The organism is Cupriavidus sp. DF5525 (assembly GCF_040149425.2).
Taxonomy (GTDB): domain Bacteria; phylum Pseudomonadota; class Gammaproteobacteria; order Burkholderiales; family Burkholderiaceae; genus Cupriavidus; species Cupriavidus pickettii_A.
This window is the reverse complement of sequence record NZ_CP168265.1, coordinates 1,570,900-1,586,945: the sequence shown is the minus strand read 5'-3', so window position 1 is coordinate 1,586,945 and position 16,046 is coordinate 1,570,900. Positions and strand designations below refer to the sequence as shown.

Sequence of the window (16,046 nt, the reverse complement as noted above, 5' to 3'; positions counted from 1 at the left end):
ATAGGCCGGGCCGCCCGGACCGCTGTCCGACCGACTGCCGGCGCGGCGGCAACGTGGAGGCAACCCGCCAGATGCATGTGATCGTCATCGGCGCCGGCGCGATCGGCGTCTGTTCCGCCTGGTACCTGCGGCAGGCCGGTTTCGACGTGACCGTGCTGGAGCGCCGCGGCGCGCCTGCGCAGGAGACCAGCTTTGGCAATGCCGGCGTCATTGCGCCCGGTTATGTCACGCCGTGGGCCGCCCCGGGCATGCCCGGCAAGGTCCTGCGCACGCTCTTTGCCCGCGAGGCGCCGGTGGTGTTCCGCCCTTCCGCGGATCCCGCCATGTGGCGCTGGATCGCGCGCTGGCTGGGCGAATGCAAGCTGGAACGCTACCGCGCCAACAAGCTGCGCATGCAGCGCCTGGCCTTCTACAGCCGCGATTGCCTGCACCGGCTGCGCACCGAGCTGGAGATCGACTACGAGCAGTCGCAGGGCTACCTGCAACTGTTCCGCAGCGCGCGCGACCTGGACCTGGCCGCGCCCGCCGTGGCGCTGCTGCGCGAGAACAACGTCCCACACCGGCTGGTGAGCGCGCAGGAATGCCGCCGCATCGAGCCGGGCCTCGCCGCCGACACGCCGCTGGCCGGCGGCCTGCACCTGCCCGAAGACGAGTCGGGCAATTGCCCGATGTTCGTGCGCGCGCTGCACCGGCATGCCGAGGCGGCGGGGGTGTCCTTCCGTTTTGACACGCAGGTGATGCGCATCCGGCCCGACAAGGCCGGCAAGCTGCAGGTCGAGCTGTCGCCAGACGGCAAGAATGGCGCCGCCCCCGTGCTGAGCGGCGACCGCATACTGGTCGCCGCCGGCGCCGACAGCACCGCGCTGCTGCATCCGCTGGGCCTGCGCGTGCCGCTATATCCGGTCAAGGGCTATTCGGTGACGGTGATGGTCCGCGACGAGCTGCAGGCGCCGCTGGGCGCGCTGATGGACGAGTCGTACAAGATCGCGATCACGCGCATGGGCAACCGGCTGCGCGTGGCGGGCACGGCGGAACTGGGTTCGCGCAGGCTGGACCTGCGGCCCGCGGCGCTGCGCACGCTGATCAAGGTCGCGCGCGACTGGTTCCCGGTGGCCGGCAACTACCAGGAAGCCACCCAATGGGCCGGCGCGCGGCCGATGCTGCCGGACGGGCCGCCGCTGATCGGGCCCACCTCGGTGCCCGGCCTGTTCCTCAACCTGGGCCATGGCTCGACGGGCTGGGCGATGAGCTGCGGATCGGGCAAGATTGTGGCTGACCAGATCGCCGCCAGTGCCGCTGCCTCCGGCGGCCCCGACATCGACATGGAAGGCCTGCTGCCGGACCGCTACGGGCTCGGGCCGGCCAGATAGCCAACATGAGCCTCTCTGACTCCTCCACCGCCTCGCCGCAAGACAATGGCGACGGCTGGTTCGCGCTTGACGCGGCCTCACCCTCCCCCATTGCCCTCTACGATGTGGCCGCCATCCGCCGCATCGAGAGCGCCGCGCTGGGGCAGTTGCCCGCCTTCACGCTGATGTCCCGCGCCGGCACTGCCGCGGCGCAATGGCTGGCGCAACACGCACCGGCAGGACCGCTGCTGTTCCTGGCCGGCCCCGGCAACAACGGCGGCGATGCGCTGGTGGCCGCCACACAGCTGCACGGCGACGGCCGCGCGGTGCAGCTGTGGCTGGCCGCCGACCCCGACCGCCTGCCGGCCGATGCCGCCATCGCCTGGCAGCAGGCGCGCGCAGCAGGCGTGCCGGTGCGCGTGGTGGCGACCATGGACACCTCGCATGACATTGACTGGCCCGCGGACACCGCCGCACTCGTCGACGGCCTGCTCGGCATCGGCCTGAACCGGCCGGCTGGCGGCGCCATGGCGTGGTGGATCGAACAGGTCAACCGCAGTGCCTTGCCGGTATTCGCGCTCGATATCCCCAGCGGGCTGTTCGCCGACACCGGCGCCGGTGCGCCCGCCATCCGCGCGCAGCGCACGCTGACCTTTATCGCCGCCAAGCCGGGCCTGCTGACACTGGACGGGCGCGACTGCGCGGGCGCGGTGGATATCGCACCGATCGGGCTCGGGATTGGGCACAACGCCCCGCTGGCCGAGGCGCCCGATGCCATGGTCAACGGCCCCGCCCTGTTTGATGCCGCGCTGCCGCGGCGCCACCATGCCAGCAACAAAGGCACACATGGCTCGCTGGCGATCGTTGGGGGCAATCTCGGCATGACCGGGGCGCCGCTGCTGGGCGCGCGCGCGGCGCAGTACCTGGGTGCGGGCAAGGTGCATATCGGCTTTCTGGCGCAGTCGGCGCCGCTGGTCGATCCGCAGCATCCCGAGCTGATGCTGCATCCGCTGGACGGATTGCCACTGTCCTCGATATCAGCGCTGGTGATCGGCCCGGGCATGGGCACGGACGCCAACGCGCACCGGCAGTTCGCGCGCCTGCTGCAAGGCGCTCCGGTGCCGCTGGTGCTCGATGCCGATGCGCTGAACCTGCTGGCCGCCGATCCGGCGCTGGCGGGCGCGCTCGCCGCCGGCGGCGCACCGTGCGTGATGACGCCGCACCCGCTGGAGGCCGCGCGACTGATGGGCGCCCCCGTTGCCGAGATACAGCGCGACCGGCCCGCTGCTGCCGCGGCGCTGGCGACGCAGTGGCAAGCCGTGGTGGTGCTGAAAGGATCGGGCACCGTGATCGCCGCGCCTGACGGCAGCCCTTGCACGCTGAACCCGACCGGCAACGCGGCGCTCGCCAGCGCCGGCACCGGCGATGTGCTGGCCGGCATGCTGGGCGCACTGCTGGCACAAGGCATGCCGCCGCTCGCCGCGGCGCAGGCGGCGGTGTGGATCCACGGCCGCGCCGCCGATGTGCTCGTCGCGCAAGGCACGGGCCCCGCCGGCGTCACCGCGAGCGAACTGTATATGCCGGCGCGATCCGTATTCAACCAGTTGCTGTCCGGAGCCGGCGCATGACGGCGCGCGCGGCACTGCTGCGCGATCCGGCCGACCGGCGTCACCTGCTCACCGGCATCGCGCTGCTGGTGGTCGGGCAATGGATCCTGAGCCTGCTCGACGCCACCAGCAAGACCCTGACACAGCAAGGACTGCCGCTGGTGGCGGTGGCATGGGTGCGCTATGTCGGCCATGTGGTCGCGATCTTCCTGCTGCTCGGCCCGGCCGGCTGGCGCCGCCAATGGCGCCCCGCGAAGCCCGGGCTGCAATGGCTGCGCGGCGGGCTGATGCTGGTGTCGACGCTGGTGTTCTTCAGCGTGCTGATGCTGATGCCGCTGGCGCAGGCCACGGCGCTGAACTTCTGCGCGCCGCTGTTTGTGGTGGCGCTGTCCCCGTGGCTGCTGGGCGAACGCCCCGGACGCCATGCGCGCTGGATGCGCTGGACCGGCGTGGTGGTCGGCTTTGCCGGCATGCTGGTGGTCGTGCGCCCGGGCGGCCAGTTGAGTCCGCTCGGCGTGGGCCTGGGCCTGGTATCGGCGCTGGTGTTCGCGCTAATGCAGATGCTGACGCGTCGCATCGCCGCGCACGATGCGCCGATAACCACGCTGATCCAGAGCGGCGTAACCGGCGCCTGCCTGACCACGCTGATCGTGCCGTTCTTCTGGTTCAGCGCCTGGCCCACGCCGCTGCAATGTGCGCTGCTGCTATCCGCGGGGATTACCGGGTCCCTGGGCCACTACTTCGTCATCCGCGCCTTCCAGTACGCCGATGCGTCGTTCCTCAGCCCCTTCCTGTACCTGCAGATCGTGTCGGCCACGGTGATCGGCTACCTGGCCTTCGGCCAACTGCCAGACTGGACCACCGCGGGCGGTATCGCCATCATCTGCGTGGGTGGCCTGTGCGTCGCGGGCGGCGAGCCGGTGCTGCGTGCGGTGGCCAGTCGCCTCGGGGCCGCACGCCGTCAGACAATGTCCGATACTTAGCTGGCATGCCGCCTGCTATGTTGCATGTGGTAACGACTTGCGTGCGCCGTCAGCCAAAGTGCGCCGGCGTAAGCGATATACTTTCAATGGTGCGCCGCCGGGCGCACTCGCGCTCCTGCAACTTCCTCGCCCTGCATGCCCACTGACCTTCACGCCTGGAATGCCCTGCTGCGGCACCACGACACCCTTCGCGACGCACAGATGCGCGACTGGTTCGACGGAGAAGGCGCGCAACGCGTCGCGCAATTCTCGATGGAAGCCGCCGGGCTCTATCTCGACTACTCGAAGAACCGCATCACGCCTGAGACCATGCGGCTGCTGGTGCAGCTCGCCGCCGAAGCCGGCGTGCCAAAGCGTCGTGACGCGATGTTCGCCGGCGAACACATCAACACCACCGAGGATCGCGCAGCGCTGCACGTCGCACTGCGCGCCACCGCCGGCGCCGGCTACAAGGTCGACGGCGAGCAGGTCATGCCGGCGATCCAGAAGGTGCTGGTGCGCATGCGCGACTTTTCCGAGCGCGTGCGCAGCGGCGCCTGGAAAGGCGCCACCGGCGAGCGCATCACCGACGTCATCAATGTCGGCATCGGCGGCTCCGACCTGGGGCCGCGCATGGTGTGCCGCGCGCTGTCCCACCTGTCCGACGCCGACGGCCAGGCCGGCCCGCGCATGCACTTCGTCTCCAATGTGGACGGCACCGACCTGGCCGAGACGCTGGTGCGGCTCGATGCGCAACACACCCTGGTGATCGTCTGCTCCAAGACCTTTACTACGCTGGAAACCATGGCCAATGCGCGCAGCGCGCGCGCCTGGTTCGTTGCCAACGGCGTGGCCGAGGGCGATCTGGCGAAGCACTTCGTCGCGGTCTCGACCAATACCGACGCGGTGCGCGAGTTCGGCATCGACCCGGCCAATATGTTCGAGTTCTGGGACTGGATCGGCGGGCGCTTCTCGCTGTGGTCGTCGGTCGGCCTGTCGATCACGCTGGCGGTGGGCTTCAATGCCTTTGCCGACCTGCTGGCAGGCGGGCGCGCGATGGACGAGCACTTCCGCACCGCGCCGCTGGAGCGCAACATGCCGGTGATCCTCGGCATGCTGGGCATCTGGTACCGCAATTTCTGGCACCTGCCGACCAGTTGCATGGCGCCCTACTCCACCTCGCTGGAACTGTTTCCCGCGTTCCTGCAGCAGCTGGAGATGGAGAGCAACGGCAAATCGGTGCAGCTCGACGGGCAGCGCGTGCGCACCCATACCTCGCCAGTGGTGTGGGGCACGGCCGGCACCAACGGCCAGCATGCCTACTTCCAGCAGATCCACCAGGGCTCGCAGGTGGTGCCGGTGGACTTCGTCGCGCCGCTGGTACCGCCGCGCCGGCTGCCGGGCCATCATGCCAAGCTGCTGGCCAACTGCTTCGCGCAGGCAGAGGCGCTGATGCGCGGGCGCAGCGCCGATGAGTTGCGCGCCGCCGGCCTGACCGATGAGGTGCGCATCGCGCATATGGTGTTCGACGGCAACCGGCCCAGCAATATGCTGCTGATGGAAGACCTGACGCCGCATGTGCTGGGCGCGCTGATTGCGCTGTACGAGCACCGCACCTTCGTGCAGGGCGTAGTCTGGAACATCAATTCGTTCGACCAGTGGGGCGTGGAGCTGGGCAAGATCCTGGCGCGCCCGATCGAGGCCGAGCTGACCGGCGACAGCACGGGCCAGCACGATGCATCGACCTCGGCGCTGATCGACCGCGCCCGCGCGGTGCTGAAGGCCGGCGCGGCGAGCTAGACCGCTGCCAGGCCGCTAGACTTCCGCGCCCATCCATTCGTCGCTGGCCACGCGGCCCGCGTCGATGGTCAGGATACGGGCGCAGCGCGCCGCCACCGAGCGGTCGTGCGTGACCAGCACCAGCGTAGAGCCGGCATCGCGGTTGAGCTCGAACATCAGCGCGATCACCGCTTCGCCGGTGGCGGTATCGAGGCTGCCGGTCGGCTCGTCGGCAAACAGGATATCCGGGCGCGCCACGAACGCGCGCGCCAGCGCCACGCGCTGCTGCTCGCCGCCCGACAGCGTGCGCGGGTAGTGCCCGAGCCGCGCGCCCAGGCCCACGCGCTGCAGCATGTCCACCGCGCGTTCGCGCACCTGCGAGGTTTCGCCGCGCAGCTCCAGCGGCAGCATTACGTTTTCCAGCGCGGTCAGGTGAGCGACCAGCTGGAACGACTGGAACACGAAGCCGACATGGCGGCCGCGCAGCGCCGCGCGTTGGTCCTCGTCGAGCGCATACAGGTCCTGGCCCTGCAGGTGCACGGTGCCGGCGCTGGGCAGGTCCAGCCCCGCGAGCAGCCCGAGCAGCGTCGACTTGCCCGATCCGGATGCCCCCACGATGGCGAGCGTTTCGCCCGGCGTGACGGAAAAGGACACGTCGTGCAAAATCGTCAGCGAACCTGTCGTGTCGGCAACGGTCTTTCCGAGAGACTCGACGGCGAGAATGGAAGAGGACATGGATATAAGGATCCGAGGCAAATGGCGCAGGCTGCTGCTGGCAGGCTGCATGGCACTGACGATGTCGGGGGCGGCCCAGGCCGCTGCACCGGCGCTGCTGGTGCTGGGCGACAGCCTGTCCGCCGAATACGGCATCACGCGCGGCACGGGCTGGGTCACGCTCCTGCAGGACCGGCTGCGGCAGGAGCGCTTCGATTATAACGTCGTCAATGCCAGCATCAGCGGCGAGACCACCATCGGCGGCAAGACGCGGCTGCCGGAGCTGCTGTCGCGGCATCGCCCGGCGATCGTGGTGGTAGAGCTCGGCGCCAACGACGCATTGCGCGGGCTGCCGCTGCAAACCACCGAAGCCAATCTGCGCAATATCGTTACCACCGCGCAGAAGGCCGGCGCCGGCGTGCTGCTGATTGGCATGCGTATCCCGCCCAACTATGGCCAGGATTACACGGAGAAGTTCGTCTCGCTGTACCCGAAGCTGGCCAGCGAATACAAGGTGCGGCTGGTGCCTTTCTTCCTCGACAAGGTCATCACCCGGCAGGACTGGTTCCAGCCCGACCGCATCCACCCGACCGCCGCGGCGCAGCCGGCGCTGCTTGAGACGGTGTGGCCGCAGCTCAAGCCGATGCTCAAGCGCAGCGGCACGAAATAAGGGGCCCTGACGGTGCCTGTAAAAGTAAAAACCCCTGCCGCTTCGGCAGGGGTTTTTACTTGCAGCGTTGCGCCGGCGCTTACTCGCCGCCCTGCGCCTGCGAACTACCAGCCGGCGTCAGCAGCTCCACCTTCGAGCGCGCCTTCAGGCTTTCATAGAACGCCTGCAGGTCGGTCTGGCCGGCGAGCTGCGACAGCTGCTGCGCTTCGGCCTGACGTTGCCCCGGGTTGGCCTGCGCCGGCTGGTTGACCTTGGTGATGCGGTAGATCGCATAGCCCTCGGCACCCAGGTCGACCCCCACCACCGCCGGCAGCTTGGTCACATCGGCACGCATCACCGCTTCCACGGCCTTGGGCGGGACGCCTTCGGCCTTGGCGCGCGCCACGGTCTGCACCGCGCCGAAGCCGGTGGCGTTGTCGGCCTTCTTCAGCGCCTCGAGCCGCGCTTCGCCTTCCTTGCGTGCCGCCTCGGCAGCCTGCTGGGCGATATAGCCCTCACGCACCTTGGCTTCGACTTCCTCGAATTTGCGCACGGTCGCCGGACGGTATTCGACGATGCGCGCGGCCACCAGCGTATTGGGCGCGACCTGGATGGCCTCGGTGTTGCGCTTGTTCTTGATGGCGTCGTCGCCGAACAGCGCCTTGAGCACCTTCTCGTTGTTGAGCGGATTCTGCGCGCCCAGTGCCGGGTTGGGCTGGCGCGTCACGTTGTCGGCGGTCTGGATGGACAGCTTGAACTTGTCGGCGGCCGCCTTCAGGCTGTCGGCCTGTTCGTAGACGGTGTTGCCGAAGGCGTCGGCCTGCTCGGCGAACTTCTTGTCGGCGAACTGCTTGCGCAGCTCCGCTTCAAGTTCCGGGCGCACCGCATCCAGCGGCTTGGTTTCCGACGGCTTGATGCCGGTCAGCTTGATGATGTGGAAGCCGTAGTCGGTTTCCACGACGTCGCTGATCTGGCCGTCCTTGAGCGCGTACATGGCGTCCTCGAACGGCTTGACCAGCGCGCCGTGTCCCATGAAGCCCAGGTCGCCGCCCTTCTCGGCCGAGCCCGGATCCTGCGACTGCTTCCTGGCCACGTCGGCAAAGGTCTCGGGATGCTTGCGCAACTCTTCCAGCAGCTTGGTTGCCTTGTCCTTGGCAGCCTGGCGCTCGGCGGCAGGCGCATCCTTGGGCGCGACGATCAGGATATGGCTGGCGCGGCGCTGCTCATCGGTGCGGAAGCGCGCGATATTGCTTTCGTAGTACGACTTGAGCTCTTCCGGCGTGACCGTCTGCGCTGCGGCCAGCGCCTCGCCCGACAGCACCAGGTATTCCACCTTGGCCTGCTCCGGCACCGAGAACTCCGCCTTGTGGCTGTCGTAGTAGGCTTTCAGCGCGGCCGCGTCGGGCTGCACCTTGGCGGTGTAGCTGGCCGGCTTGAACAGCAGCATCTGCACGTCGCGCTGCTGGTCGCGCACAGCGATCAGGCGGTCAAGCAGCGACTTGGGCACGAAGGCAGTGGCGGCGATCGACGCGCCCAGTTGCTGCGTGGCCAGTTCGAAGCGCATGCGGGCATCGAACTGCTCGGGCGACATGCCTTGCGACTGCAGCAGCTGCAGGTAAGCCTTGTCGTCGACCTTGCCATCCGCCTTGCGCGGCAGCTGCGCGATCGCCGGCAGGCTGTTGATCTCTTCGAGCAGCTTGGCGTCGGACACGGTCAGGTGCTCGCGCGCCACTGCACTGGCCATCACGCGCTGCAGGATCAACTGCTCCAGCACCGCCTTGCGCGCCTCCGGGCCTTCGAACTGGCGCGGGTCATAGCTGGCACCCAGGATCTGGCGCGCGCGCTCGCTCTGGTCGCGTACCACGTTGTCGATTTCCTGCACGCTGATGGCGCGGCCATCGACCTTGGCGGCGTCGTGCGAGCTGTCCATGAAGCGCGAGTAGCTCTCCACGCCGAAGAACACGAACGACGGGAAAACAAGCACCAGCAGCAGCAAGAGCATCAGGCGCCGGTTGTTGCGTACGAAATCAAGCATGCGGATTCGGGTAGTGGATTGGCACGAAGGACAAACTCCGCGATTCTAGCAGGAGCCGGTGGGCGCGCGCCCTTTGTGCAGGGCGGGAAACATGGCGTGCAATGGAAAACGCCCGCTGACGCGGGCGCTTCGAAAAACTTGGCGGAGTGGACGGGACTCGAACCCGCGACCCCCGGCGTGACAGGCCGGTATTCTAACCGACTGAACTACCACTCCTTTGTCGGTGCTTCCTGCCAGCGTGGTACCGCGCTTGCGATGGGGAGCGGTGGTGGGTGCTGAGGGGCTCGAACCCCCGACCTACGCCTTGTAAGGGCGCCGCTCTACCAACTGAGCTAAGCACCCGCTCGACCATCGCAGGCTGGCTGCCTGCAGGTTGCTTGTCGCTCCGCACCTCGCGGCAGATGCCGTGGTTTGCGTTGCGAGGGCGCAAGTGTAATACAAGAGATTTCAGTTTGCCAAGGCCGTGCGCATAAAAAAACGCCGCCGGGCATTGCTGCCCTGCGGCGTTCATTTCACGCGGCTAAACCCGCGAACTACGTCAATGATGCAGTCGCTCGACCTTGGCCGCGGCCTTGTCCGCCACTTCGGCGGGCTTGGCATCCTCTTCCGACAACGGCTCGGGCTTGCGCTCGAGCGCCAGTTCCAGCACCTTGTCGATCCAGCGGACCGGCACGATCTCGATGGCGTTCTTCACGTTGTCGGGGATCTCGGCCAGATCCTTGACGTTTTCCTCCGGGATCAGCACCAGCTTGATGCCGCCCCGGTGGGCTGCCAGCAGCTTCTCCTTCAGCCCGCCGATCGGCAGCACCTCGCCGCGCAGCGTGATCTCGCCGGTCATGGCGACATCCGCACGCACCGGGATACCGGTCAGCACCGACACCAGCGCCGTGGTCATGGCACCGCCAGCCGACGGCCCGTCCTTGGGCGTAGCGCCTTCGGGCACGTGGATGTGGATGTCGCGCTTCTCGAACATCTCATCCGTGATACCCAGGCGACGTGCCCGCGAACGCACCACCGAACGTGCGGCCTCGACCGACTCCTTCATCACATCGCCCAGCGAACCGGTGCGCGTGATGTTGCCCTTGCCCGGCATGATCGCGGCTTCGATGGTCAGCAGGTCGCCGCCCACCTCGGTCCACGCCAGCCCGGTCACCTGGCCCACCTGGTTTTCCTTGCCGGCCAGGCCGAAGTCGTACTTGCGCACGCCCAGGAATTTGTCCAGGTTCTCGGAATCGACCTTGATCGTGCCCGACTCCTTCTTCAGCAGCAGCAGCTTGACCACCTTGCGCGCGATCTTGGACACCTCGCGTTCCAGCGAACGCACCCCCGCTTCACGCGTGTAGTAGCGGATGATGTCGCGGATCGCACTTTCGGCAACCTCGATCTCGCCTGCCTTCAGACCGTTGTTCTTGATCTGCTTGGGCAGCAGGTAGCGCTGTGCGATATTGACCTTCTCGTCCTCGGTGTAACCCGACAGGCGGATCACTTCCATACGGTCGAGCAGCGGCGGCGGGATGTTGAGCGAGTTCGACGTCGCCACGAACATCACGTCGGACAGGTCGAAGTCCACTTCGATGTAGTGGTCCTGGAACGTGTGGTTCTGTTCCGGGTCCAGCACCTCGAGCAGCGCCGACGACGGATCGCCGCGGAAATCCATGCCCATCTTGTCGATCTCGTCGAGCAGGAAGAGCGGATTGCGCACGCCGACCTTGGACAGGCTCTGCAGGATCTTGCCCGGCATCGAACCGATATAGGTACGGCGGTGGCCGCGGATCTCGGCCTCGTCACGCACGCCACCCAGTGCCATGCGCACGAACTTGCGGTTCGTCGCGCGTGCCACCGACTGGCCGAGCGAGGTCTTGCCCACGCCGGGAGGCCCGACCAGGCACAGGATCGGCGCCTTCACCTTGTCCACGCGCTGTTGCACCGCGAGGTACTCGAGAATGCGTTCCTTGACCTTCTCCAGGCCGTAGTGGTCTTCATCCAGCACGCGCTCGGCGTTGGCGAGGTCGTTGTTGACCTTGCTCTTCTTGCGCCACGGCAAGTTCACCAGCGTGTCGATGTAGTTGCGCACGACGGTGGCTTCGGCCGACATCGGCGACATCAGCTTGAGCTTCTTGAATTCGGCGTCGGCCTTCTTCTTGGCTTCCTTCGGCATGCGCGCAGCCTTGATGCGCTTGTCGAGTTCTTCCAGGTCGGCGCCTTCTTCGCCCTCGCCCAGTTCCTTCTGGATGGCCTTGACCTGCTCGTTCAGGTAGTACTCGCGCTGGCTCTTCTCCATCTGGCGCTTGACGCGGCCACGGATGCGCTTTTCGACCTGAAGGATGTCGATCTCGCCCTCGAGCTGCGACAGCAGGCTTTCCAGGCGTTCGGTCACATTGACCATCTCCAGGATCTTCTGCTTCTGCTCGAGCTTGATCGGCAGGTGTGCGGCGATGGTATCCGCCAGGCGGCCTGCCTCGTCGATGCCCGACAGCGAGGTCAGGATCTCCGGCGGGATCTTCTTGTTGAGCTTCACGTACTGGTCGAACTGCGACACGATCGCGCGGCGCAGGGCCTCGGTCTCGGCGCTTTCGCCAGGTGCGGGCGGCACGGGCACGGCTTCGCACATGAAGTGCGAATCGTCCTCGCTCACCTCGCGGATGTTCGCGCGCTGCGTACCCTCGACCAGCACCTTCACGGTACCGTCGGGCAGCTTCAGCATTTGCAGGATATTGGCGATGCAGCCGACCTCATACAGGTCGTCGGCGGTCGGCTCATCTTTGGCCGCCGTCTTCTGGGCCACGAGCATGATGCTCTTGCCCGCCTCCATCGCAGTCTCAAGCGCCTTGATGGACTTCGGGCGTCCCACGAACAGCGGGATCACCATGTGCGGAAACACCACCACGTCGCGCAGCGGCAACAGTGGCAGGCGAATCGGCTCGGCCGGGAGGAGTTGTGTTCCGGACATCATTTTCCCCAAGTCAGTCTATTAAGGCGTAAATTGGGCCGCCCGAATCGATTACAAGATACGTGCCAATCGATTCGCCAAGGCAGGCAGATGCCGCTCCCTGCACTTGCAGGCCCCTCTGAAACAGCATACCCGCGTTTCCTCCTTCTCGTCGGCCGAATAAAGAAAAAAAAGCCGCTCGCTTCTACGCGAACGGCCTTTCCGCCTTGCTGCCGGTGTGGTCCTGACCACTTCACCACGCTGGCAGCCTCGCGTCAGTTGGACCCTGCCACTTTGGGCTGCTGCTCCTCGTACATCAGCAGCGGTGGTGCATCCCCGTTGATCGTATTTTCATCGATCACCACCTTCTGCACGCCCTTGTAATTAGGCAGGTCGTACATGACGTCCATCAGCGACTGTTCGAGAATCGAACGCAGGCCGCGGGCGCCGGTCTTGCGGCGGATCGCCTTGCGGGCGATGGCCGACAGCGCGCCGGGACGGATTTCCAGCTCGACCCCTTCCATCGCCAGCAGCTTCTGGTACTGCTTGACCAGCGCATTCTTGGGCTCGACCAGGATCTGCATCAGCGCGGTCTCGTCCAGCTTGGCGAGCGTGGCGACCACCGGCAGGCGGCCGATCAGCTCGGGAATCAGGCCGAACTTGATCAGGTCTTCCGGTTCGGTCTGCGGCAGCACTTCGCTGGCGTCGCGCTCTTCCTTGCTCTTGACCTGCGCGGCAAAGCCGATGCCGGTCTTGTCCGAACGCTGCATGATGACCTTTTCCAGGCCATCGAACGCGCCGCCGCAGATAAACAGGATGTTGGTCGTGTCGACCTGCAGGAAGTCCTGGTTCGGGTGCTTGCGGCCACCTTGCGGCGGGACCGACGCCATCGTGCCTTCGATCAGCTTGAGCAGCGCCTGCTGCACGCCCTCGCCCGACACGTCACGGGTGATCGACGGGTTGTCGGACTTGCGCGAGATCTTGTCGATCTCATCGATGTACACGATGCCGCGCTGCGCCTTCTCAACCTCATAGTTGCAGTTCTGAAGCAGCTTCTGGATGATGTTCTCGACGTCCTCGCCCACGTAGCCGGCTTCGGTCAGCGTGGTCGCGTCGGCGATCACGAACGGCACGTTGAGCAGGCGCGCCAGCGTCTGCGCGAGCAGCGTCTTGCCCGAGCCGGTCGGCCCGATCAGCAGGATGTTGCTCTTGGATAGCTCGACATCGTCCTTCTTGCCGAGGTGCTTGAGGCGCTTGTAGTGGTTGTAGACCGCGACGGCCAGGATCTTCTTGGCCTGTTCCTGGCCAATCACATACTGGTCCAGGCTTTCCCGGATCTCATGGGGCGTGGGGAGGTCGGAGCGCGCGGCCGCGGCGCCGTCTTTCTCGGATGCAGTGGCCTCGTCGCGAATGATCTCATTGCACAGGTCGATGCATTCGTCGCATATGAACACCGACGGGCCTGCGATCAGCTTCTTCACCTCATGCTGGCTCTTGCCGCAGAAGGAGCAGTAGAGAAGCTTTTCGCTGGATGAACCTTTTTTGTCCGCCATAGGAATCAGTCACTTTTGCAGTGCGCACACCGCGGGGCGACAGGCTCCTCGGCGATACGCTTCAAACGGATCATACGCCAAAACAATTGGCACCACCGGCGGTTCCCCCCGGCTGTGGGGCAAAAGCAAAAAACGAGGCACGAGGCCTCGTTCCGGTGTAGCCTTCGCCATTTTGGGCAATGCTGCGGCGCCCGGCCGGCCGCTTGAAACGGCTGGCCCGGTATACCGTGGCGACCGCCGCGGCTTGCGTCCCGGCGGCCATCGGCATCAGCCGCGGCGGGCGATGACCTTGTCCACCAGGCCGTAGTCCACCGCCTGGTCGCCGCTCATGAAGTTGTCGCGATCAGTGTCGCGGGCAATCTTCTCGACCGGCTGGCCCGTCACTTCCGACAGGATGGTGTTGAGCCGCTCGCGCAGGTACAGGATCTCGCGCGCCTGGATCTCGATATCCGAGGCCTGGCCGCGCGCGCCGCCCAGCGGCTGGTGGATCATGATGCGCGAGTTGGGCAGCGCGAAACGCTTGCCCTTGGCACCGGCCGCCAGCAGGAAGGCGCCCATGCTCGCCGCCATGCCCATGCACAGCGTGGACACGTCGGGCTTGATGAACTGCATGGTGTCGTAGATCGCCAGCCCCGCCGATACGGAACCGCCCGGCGAGTTGATGTAAAGCGACACGTCCTTGTCGGGGTTCTCGCTCTCGAGGAACAGCAGCTGGGCCACCACCAGGTTGGCGGTCTGGTCGTTGACCTCGCCCACCATGAACACCACGCGCTCCTTCAGCAGGCGCGAATAGATGTCATAGGCGCGCTCGCCCCGGCCGGACTGCTCGACGACCATCGGCACCAGCCCGAGACCCTGGGTATCCAGTGCCGAAGCCTGCGTGGTGGCGAGACGGTCAAGCAAATCATTGCGGGTCATGCAGGTTCTCCATGGATTCGTCGAATGACAGGCCCGATTGTAAAACTCGGTGGAACCGGCCCGCCCCCGCGCCGCAGCGCGGGACGGCGGGTCATCCCCGGCCTCAGGCTTGTTGCTGGTTGCCGTCGGCGGTGAGTTCCTCGAAGGACACCTTCTTGTCGGTGACCTTCGCCTTGTCGCACACGAAATTTACCACGTTGTTTTCGAGCACGTAGGCTTCCATTTCGGCCAGACGCTGCTGGTCGCCGTAGTACCAGCGCATGACTTCCTTCGGGTCTTCGTAGCTCTTGGCGAAGTCCTCGATCTCAGCCTTGATCTGGTCAGCCTTGGCTTCCAGGCCGTTGGCCTTGACGATCTCGGCCAGGATCAGGCCCAGCTTGACCCGGCGCTCGGCCTGCTGCGCGAACATTTCAGCGGGGATCGGCATGTCCTTGGCGTTGGGCATGCCACGCTGTTCCAGGTCGCGGCGGGCCATCTCGACCAGGCGCTCCTGGTCCTGCTCGATCAGGGCCTTGGGCACGTCCAGCTCGCTGGCCTTCAGCAGCGCTTCCATGACCTGGTCCTTCAGCATGGAATGCGTGCGGCGCTTCACTTCGCGCTCGAGGTTTTCGCGGATGTCGGCGCGCATCTTCTCGACGCTGCCGTCGGCGATGCCCAGCGACTTGGCGAAGGCTTCGTTGACTTCCGGCAGGTGGGCCCACTCGATCTTCTTCAGGGTCACCGTGAACTCGGCGGTCTTGCCGGCCACTTCCTTGCCGTGGTAGTCCTCCGGGAAGGCCAGCGGGAAGGTCTTGCTTTCGCCGACCTTCAGGCCCAGCGCGGCCTGCTCGAACTCGGGCAGCATGCGGCCTTCACCCAGCACGAACGGGAAGTCTTCGGCCTTGCCGCCGGCGAACTCTTCACCTTCGATCTTGCCGACGAAGTCCAGCGTAACGCGGTCGCCGTTCTGGGCGGCGACGTCGGCACCGCCGTCGCCATGCTCGCCGGCTTCACCGCGGGTGTGGTAGTGCACGCGCTGCTTGCGCAGGATGTCGATGGTCTTGTCGACTTCGGCATCGGTGATTTCAGTGGTGGTGCGGGTCACCTCGGCAGCCGCCAGGTCGCCGATGGTCACTTCCGGGTACACCTCGAACATGGCGTCGAATGCGACTTCGTCCTCGCCCACGCCTTCGGTCTTGACCTCGAACTTGGGCTGGCCGGCAACCTTGACGTCCTGCTCCTTGGTGAGGTCGAAGAACTTGCGCGCGGCCTTGTCGAAGCGCACTTCGAATTCGACCTGCTGGCCGTACTGCTTCTCGACCATCTTCATCGGCACCTTGCCCGGACGGAAGCCCGACATCTTCACGGTCTTCGACAGGCGAACCAGGCGCTCCTGCTTTTCCTTTTCCACTTCGGCCTTGGGGATGGCCAGGGTCACCTTGCGGTCCAGCTTGCCGAGGTTCTCAATCACGTTCGACATGGTCGTAGATCCAATCCAGAAATGTAGTTGTGTTCGTAGGTGCTACTGCTTGCGCGCGTACCGGCCTGTGTTGCGGCACTGGCGATTCGGCC

11 protein-coding genes and 2 tRNA genes are annotated in these 16,046 nt (G+C 66.2%); 5 read left to right on the top strand and 8 right to left on the bottom strand.

Annotation, left to right across the window (positions count from 1 at the left end; translation table 11 throughout):
* Nucleotides 1–71 precede the first annotated feature (71 nt).
* The 4 genes from ABNX08_RS07515 to pgi all read left to right on the top strand — a co-directional run bounded on the left by ABNX08_RS07515 (nucleotide 72) and on the right by pgi (nucleotide 5,718).
* Nucleotides 72–1,370 (top strand): D-amino acid dehydrogenase, encoded by a 1,299-nt coding sequence (locus ABNX08_RS07515; RefSeq protein ID WP_022534562.1) that lies wholly within the window; start codon nucleotides 72–74, stop codon nucleotides 1,368–1,370.
* A 5-nt stretch (nucleotides 1,371–1,375) separates the two neighbouring features.
* Nucleotides 1,376–2,977 (top strand): bifunctional ADP-dependent NAD(P)H-hydrate dehydratase/NAD(P)H-hydrate epimerase, encoded by a 1,602-nt coding sequence (locus ABNX08_RS07510; RefSeq protein WP_022534561.1) that lies wholly within the window; start codon nucleotides 1,376–1,378, stop codon nucleotides 2,975–2,977.
* On the top strand, nucleotides 2,974–3,939 hold the full coding sequence (locus tag ABNX08_RS07505) for a DMT family transporter (RefSeq protein ID WP_022534560.1): 966 nt from the start codon (nucleotides 2,974–2,976) through the stop codon (nucleotides 3,937–3,939). Before ABNX08_RS07510 ends, ABNX08_RS07505 begins: the two co-directional genes overlap by 4 nt.
* Nucleotides 3,940–4,074: 135 nt before the next feature.
* Nucleotides 4,075–5,718 (top strand): glucose-6-phosphate isomerase, encoded by a 1,644-nt coding sequence (gene pgi / locus ABNX08_RS07500; protein WP_022534559.1) that lies wholly within the window; start codon nucleotides 4,075–4,077, stop codon nucleotides 5,716–5,718.
* 15 nt (nucleotides 5,719–5,733) lie between these two features.
* Here the strand turns inward: pgi and ABNX08_RS07495 are convergent, their stop codons facing one another.
* A complete protein-coding gene (locus ABNX08_RS07495) occupies nucleotides 5,734–6,432 on the bottom strand; it encodes an ABC transporter ATP-binding protein (protein ID WP_022534558.1) in 699 nt (232 codons plus the stop codon).
* Between ABNX08_RS07495 and ABNX08_RS07490 the strand changes: the two genes are divergently transcribed.
* The gene (locus ABNX08_RS07490) at nucleotides 6,431–7,081 is read left to right on the top strand and encodes an arylesterase (protein ID WP_022534557.1); all 651 of its coding nucleotides are present in this window, start codon (nucleotides 6,431–6,433) and stop codon (nucleotides 7,079–7,081) included. The genes ABNX08_RS07495 and ABNX08_RS07490 overlap by 2 nt on opposite strands.
* 79 nt (nucleotides 7,082–7,160) lie before the next feature.
* Here the strand turns inward: ABNX08_RS07490 and ABNX08_RS07485 are convergent, their stop codons facing one another.
* The 7 genes from ABNX08_RS07485 to tig form a co-directional block, all read right to left on the bottom strand.
* Nucleotides 7,161–9,095 (bottom strand): SurA N-terminal domain-containing protein, encoded by a 1,935-nt coding sequence (locus ABNX08_RS07485; RefSeq protein ID WP_349604614.1) that lies wholly within the window; start codon nucleotides 9,093–9,095, stop codon nucleotides 7,161–7,163.
* Between the two features lie 139 nt (nucleotides 9,096–9,234).
* A tRNA-Asp gene (locus ABNX08_RS07480) sits at nucleotides 9,235–9,311 on the bottom strand.
* A 50-nt stretch (nucleotides 9,312–9,361) separates the two neighbouring features.
* Nucleotides 9,362–9,437, bottom strand: a tRNA-Val gene (locus tag ABNX08_RS07475).
* A gap of 196 nt (nucleotides 9,438–9,633) precedes the next feature.
* On the bottom strand, nucleotides 9,634–12,045 hold the full coding sequence (gene lon, locus ABNX08_RS07470; RefSeq protein WP_022534555.1) for an endopeptidase La: 2,412 nt from the start codon (nucleotides 12,043–12,045) through the stop codon (nucleotides 9,634–9,636).
* Nucleotides 12,046–12,299: 254 nt separating this feature from the next.
* Nucleotides 12,300–13,577 (bottom strand): ATP-dependent Clp protease ATP-binding subunit ClpX, encoded by a 1,278-nt coding sequence (clpX, locus tag ABNX08_RS07465; protein ID WP_022534553.1) that lies wholly within the window; start codon nucleotides 13,575–13,577, stop codon nucleotides 12,300–12,302.
* Nucleotides 13,578–13,844: 267 nt separating this feature from the next.
* Entirely contained in the window at nucleotides 13,845–14,495 is a 651-nt protein-coding gene (gene clpP, locus ABNX08_RS07460; protein WP_022534552.1) for an ATP-dependent Clp endopeptidase proteolytic subunit ClpP, read from the bottom strand.
* A 103-nt stretch (nucleotides 14,496–14,598) separates the two neighbouring features.
* Nucleotides 14,599–15,954, bottom strand: a complete 1,356-nt coding sequence (gene tig / locus ABNX08_RS07455; protein ID WP_022534551.1) for a trigger factor — start codon at nucleotides 15,952–15,954, stop codon at nucleotides 14,599–14,601.
* Nucleotides 15,955–16,046: the final 92 nt, after the last annotated feature.

Coding starts and splice junctions, on each gene's coding strand:
- ABNX08_RS07515 (WP_022534562.1), top strand. CDS start 72: ATGCATGTGATCGTCATCGGCGCCGGCGCGATCGGCGTCTGTTCCGCC.
- ABNX08_RS07510 (WP_022534561.1), top strand. CDS start 1,376: ATGAGCCTCTCTGACTCCTCCACCGCCTCGCCGCAAGACAATGGCGAC.
- ABNX08_RS07505 (WP_022534560.1), top strand. CDS start 2,974: ATGACGGCGCGCGCGGCACTGCTGCGCGATCCGGCCGACCGGCGTCAC.
- pgi (WP_022534559.1), top strand. CDS start 4,075: ATGCCCACTGACCTTCACGCCTGGAATGCCCTGCTGCGGCACCACGAC.
- ABNX08_RS07490 (WP_022534557.1), top strand. CDS start 6,431: ATGGATATAAGGATCCGAGGCAAATGGCGCAGGCTGCTGCTGGCAGGC.
- ABNX08_RS07495 (WP_022534558.1), bottom strand. CDS start 6,432: ATGTCCTCTTCCATTCTCGCCGTCGAGTCTCTCGGAAAGACCGTTGCC.
- ABNX08_RS07485 (WP_349604614.1), bottom strand. CDS start 9,095: ATGCTTGATTTCGTACGCAACAACCGGCGCCTGATGCTCTTGCTGCTG.
- lon (WP_022534555.1), bottom strand. CDS start 12,045: ATGTCCGGAACACAACTCCTCCCGGCCGAGCCGATTCGCCTGCCACTG.
- clpX (WP_022534553.1), bottom strand. CDS start 13,577: ATGGCGGACAAAAAAGGTTCATCCAGCGAAAAGCTTCTCTACTGCTCC.
- clpP (WP_022534552.1), bottom strand. CDS start 14,495: ATGACCCGCAATGATTTGCTTGACCGTCTCGCCACCACGCAGGCTTCG.
- tig (WP_022534551.1), bottom strand. CDS start 15,954: ATGTCGAACGTGATTGAGAACCTCGGCAAGCTGGACCGCAAGGTGACC.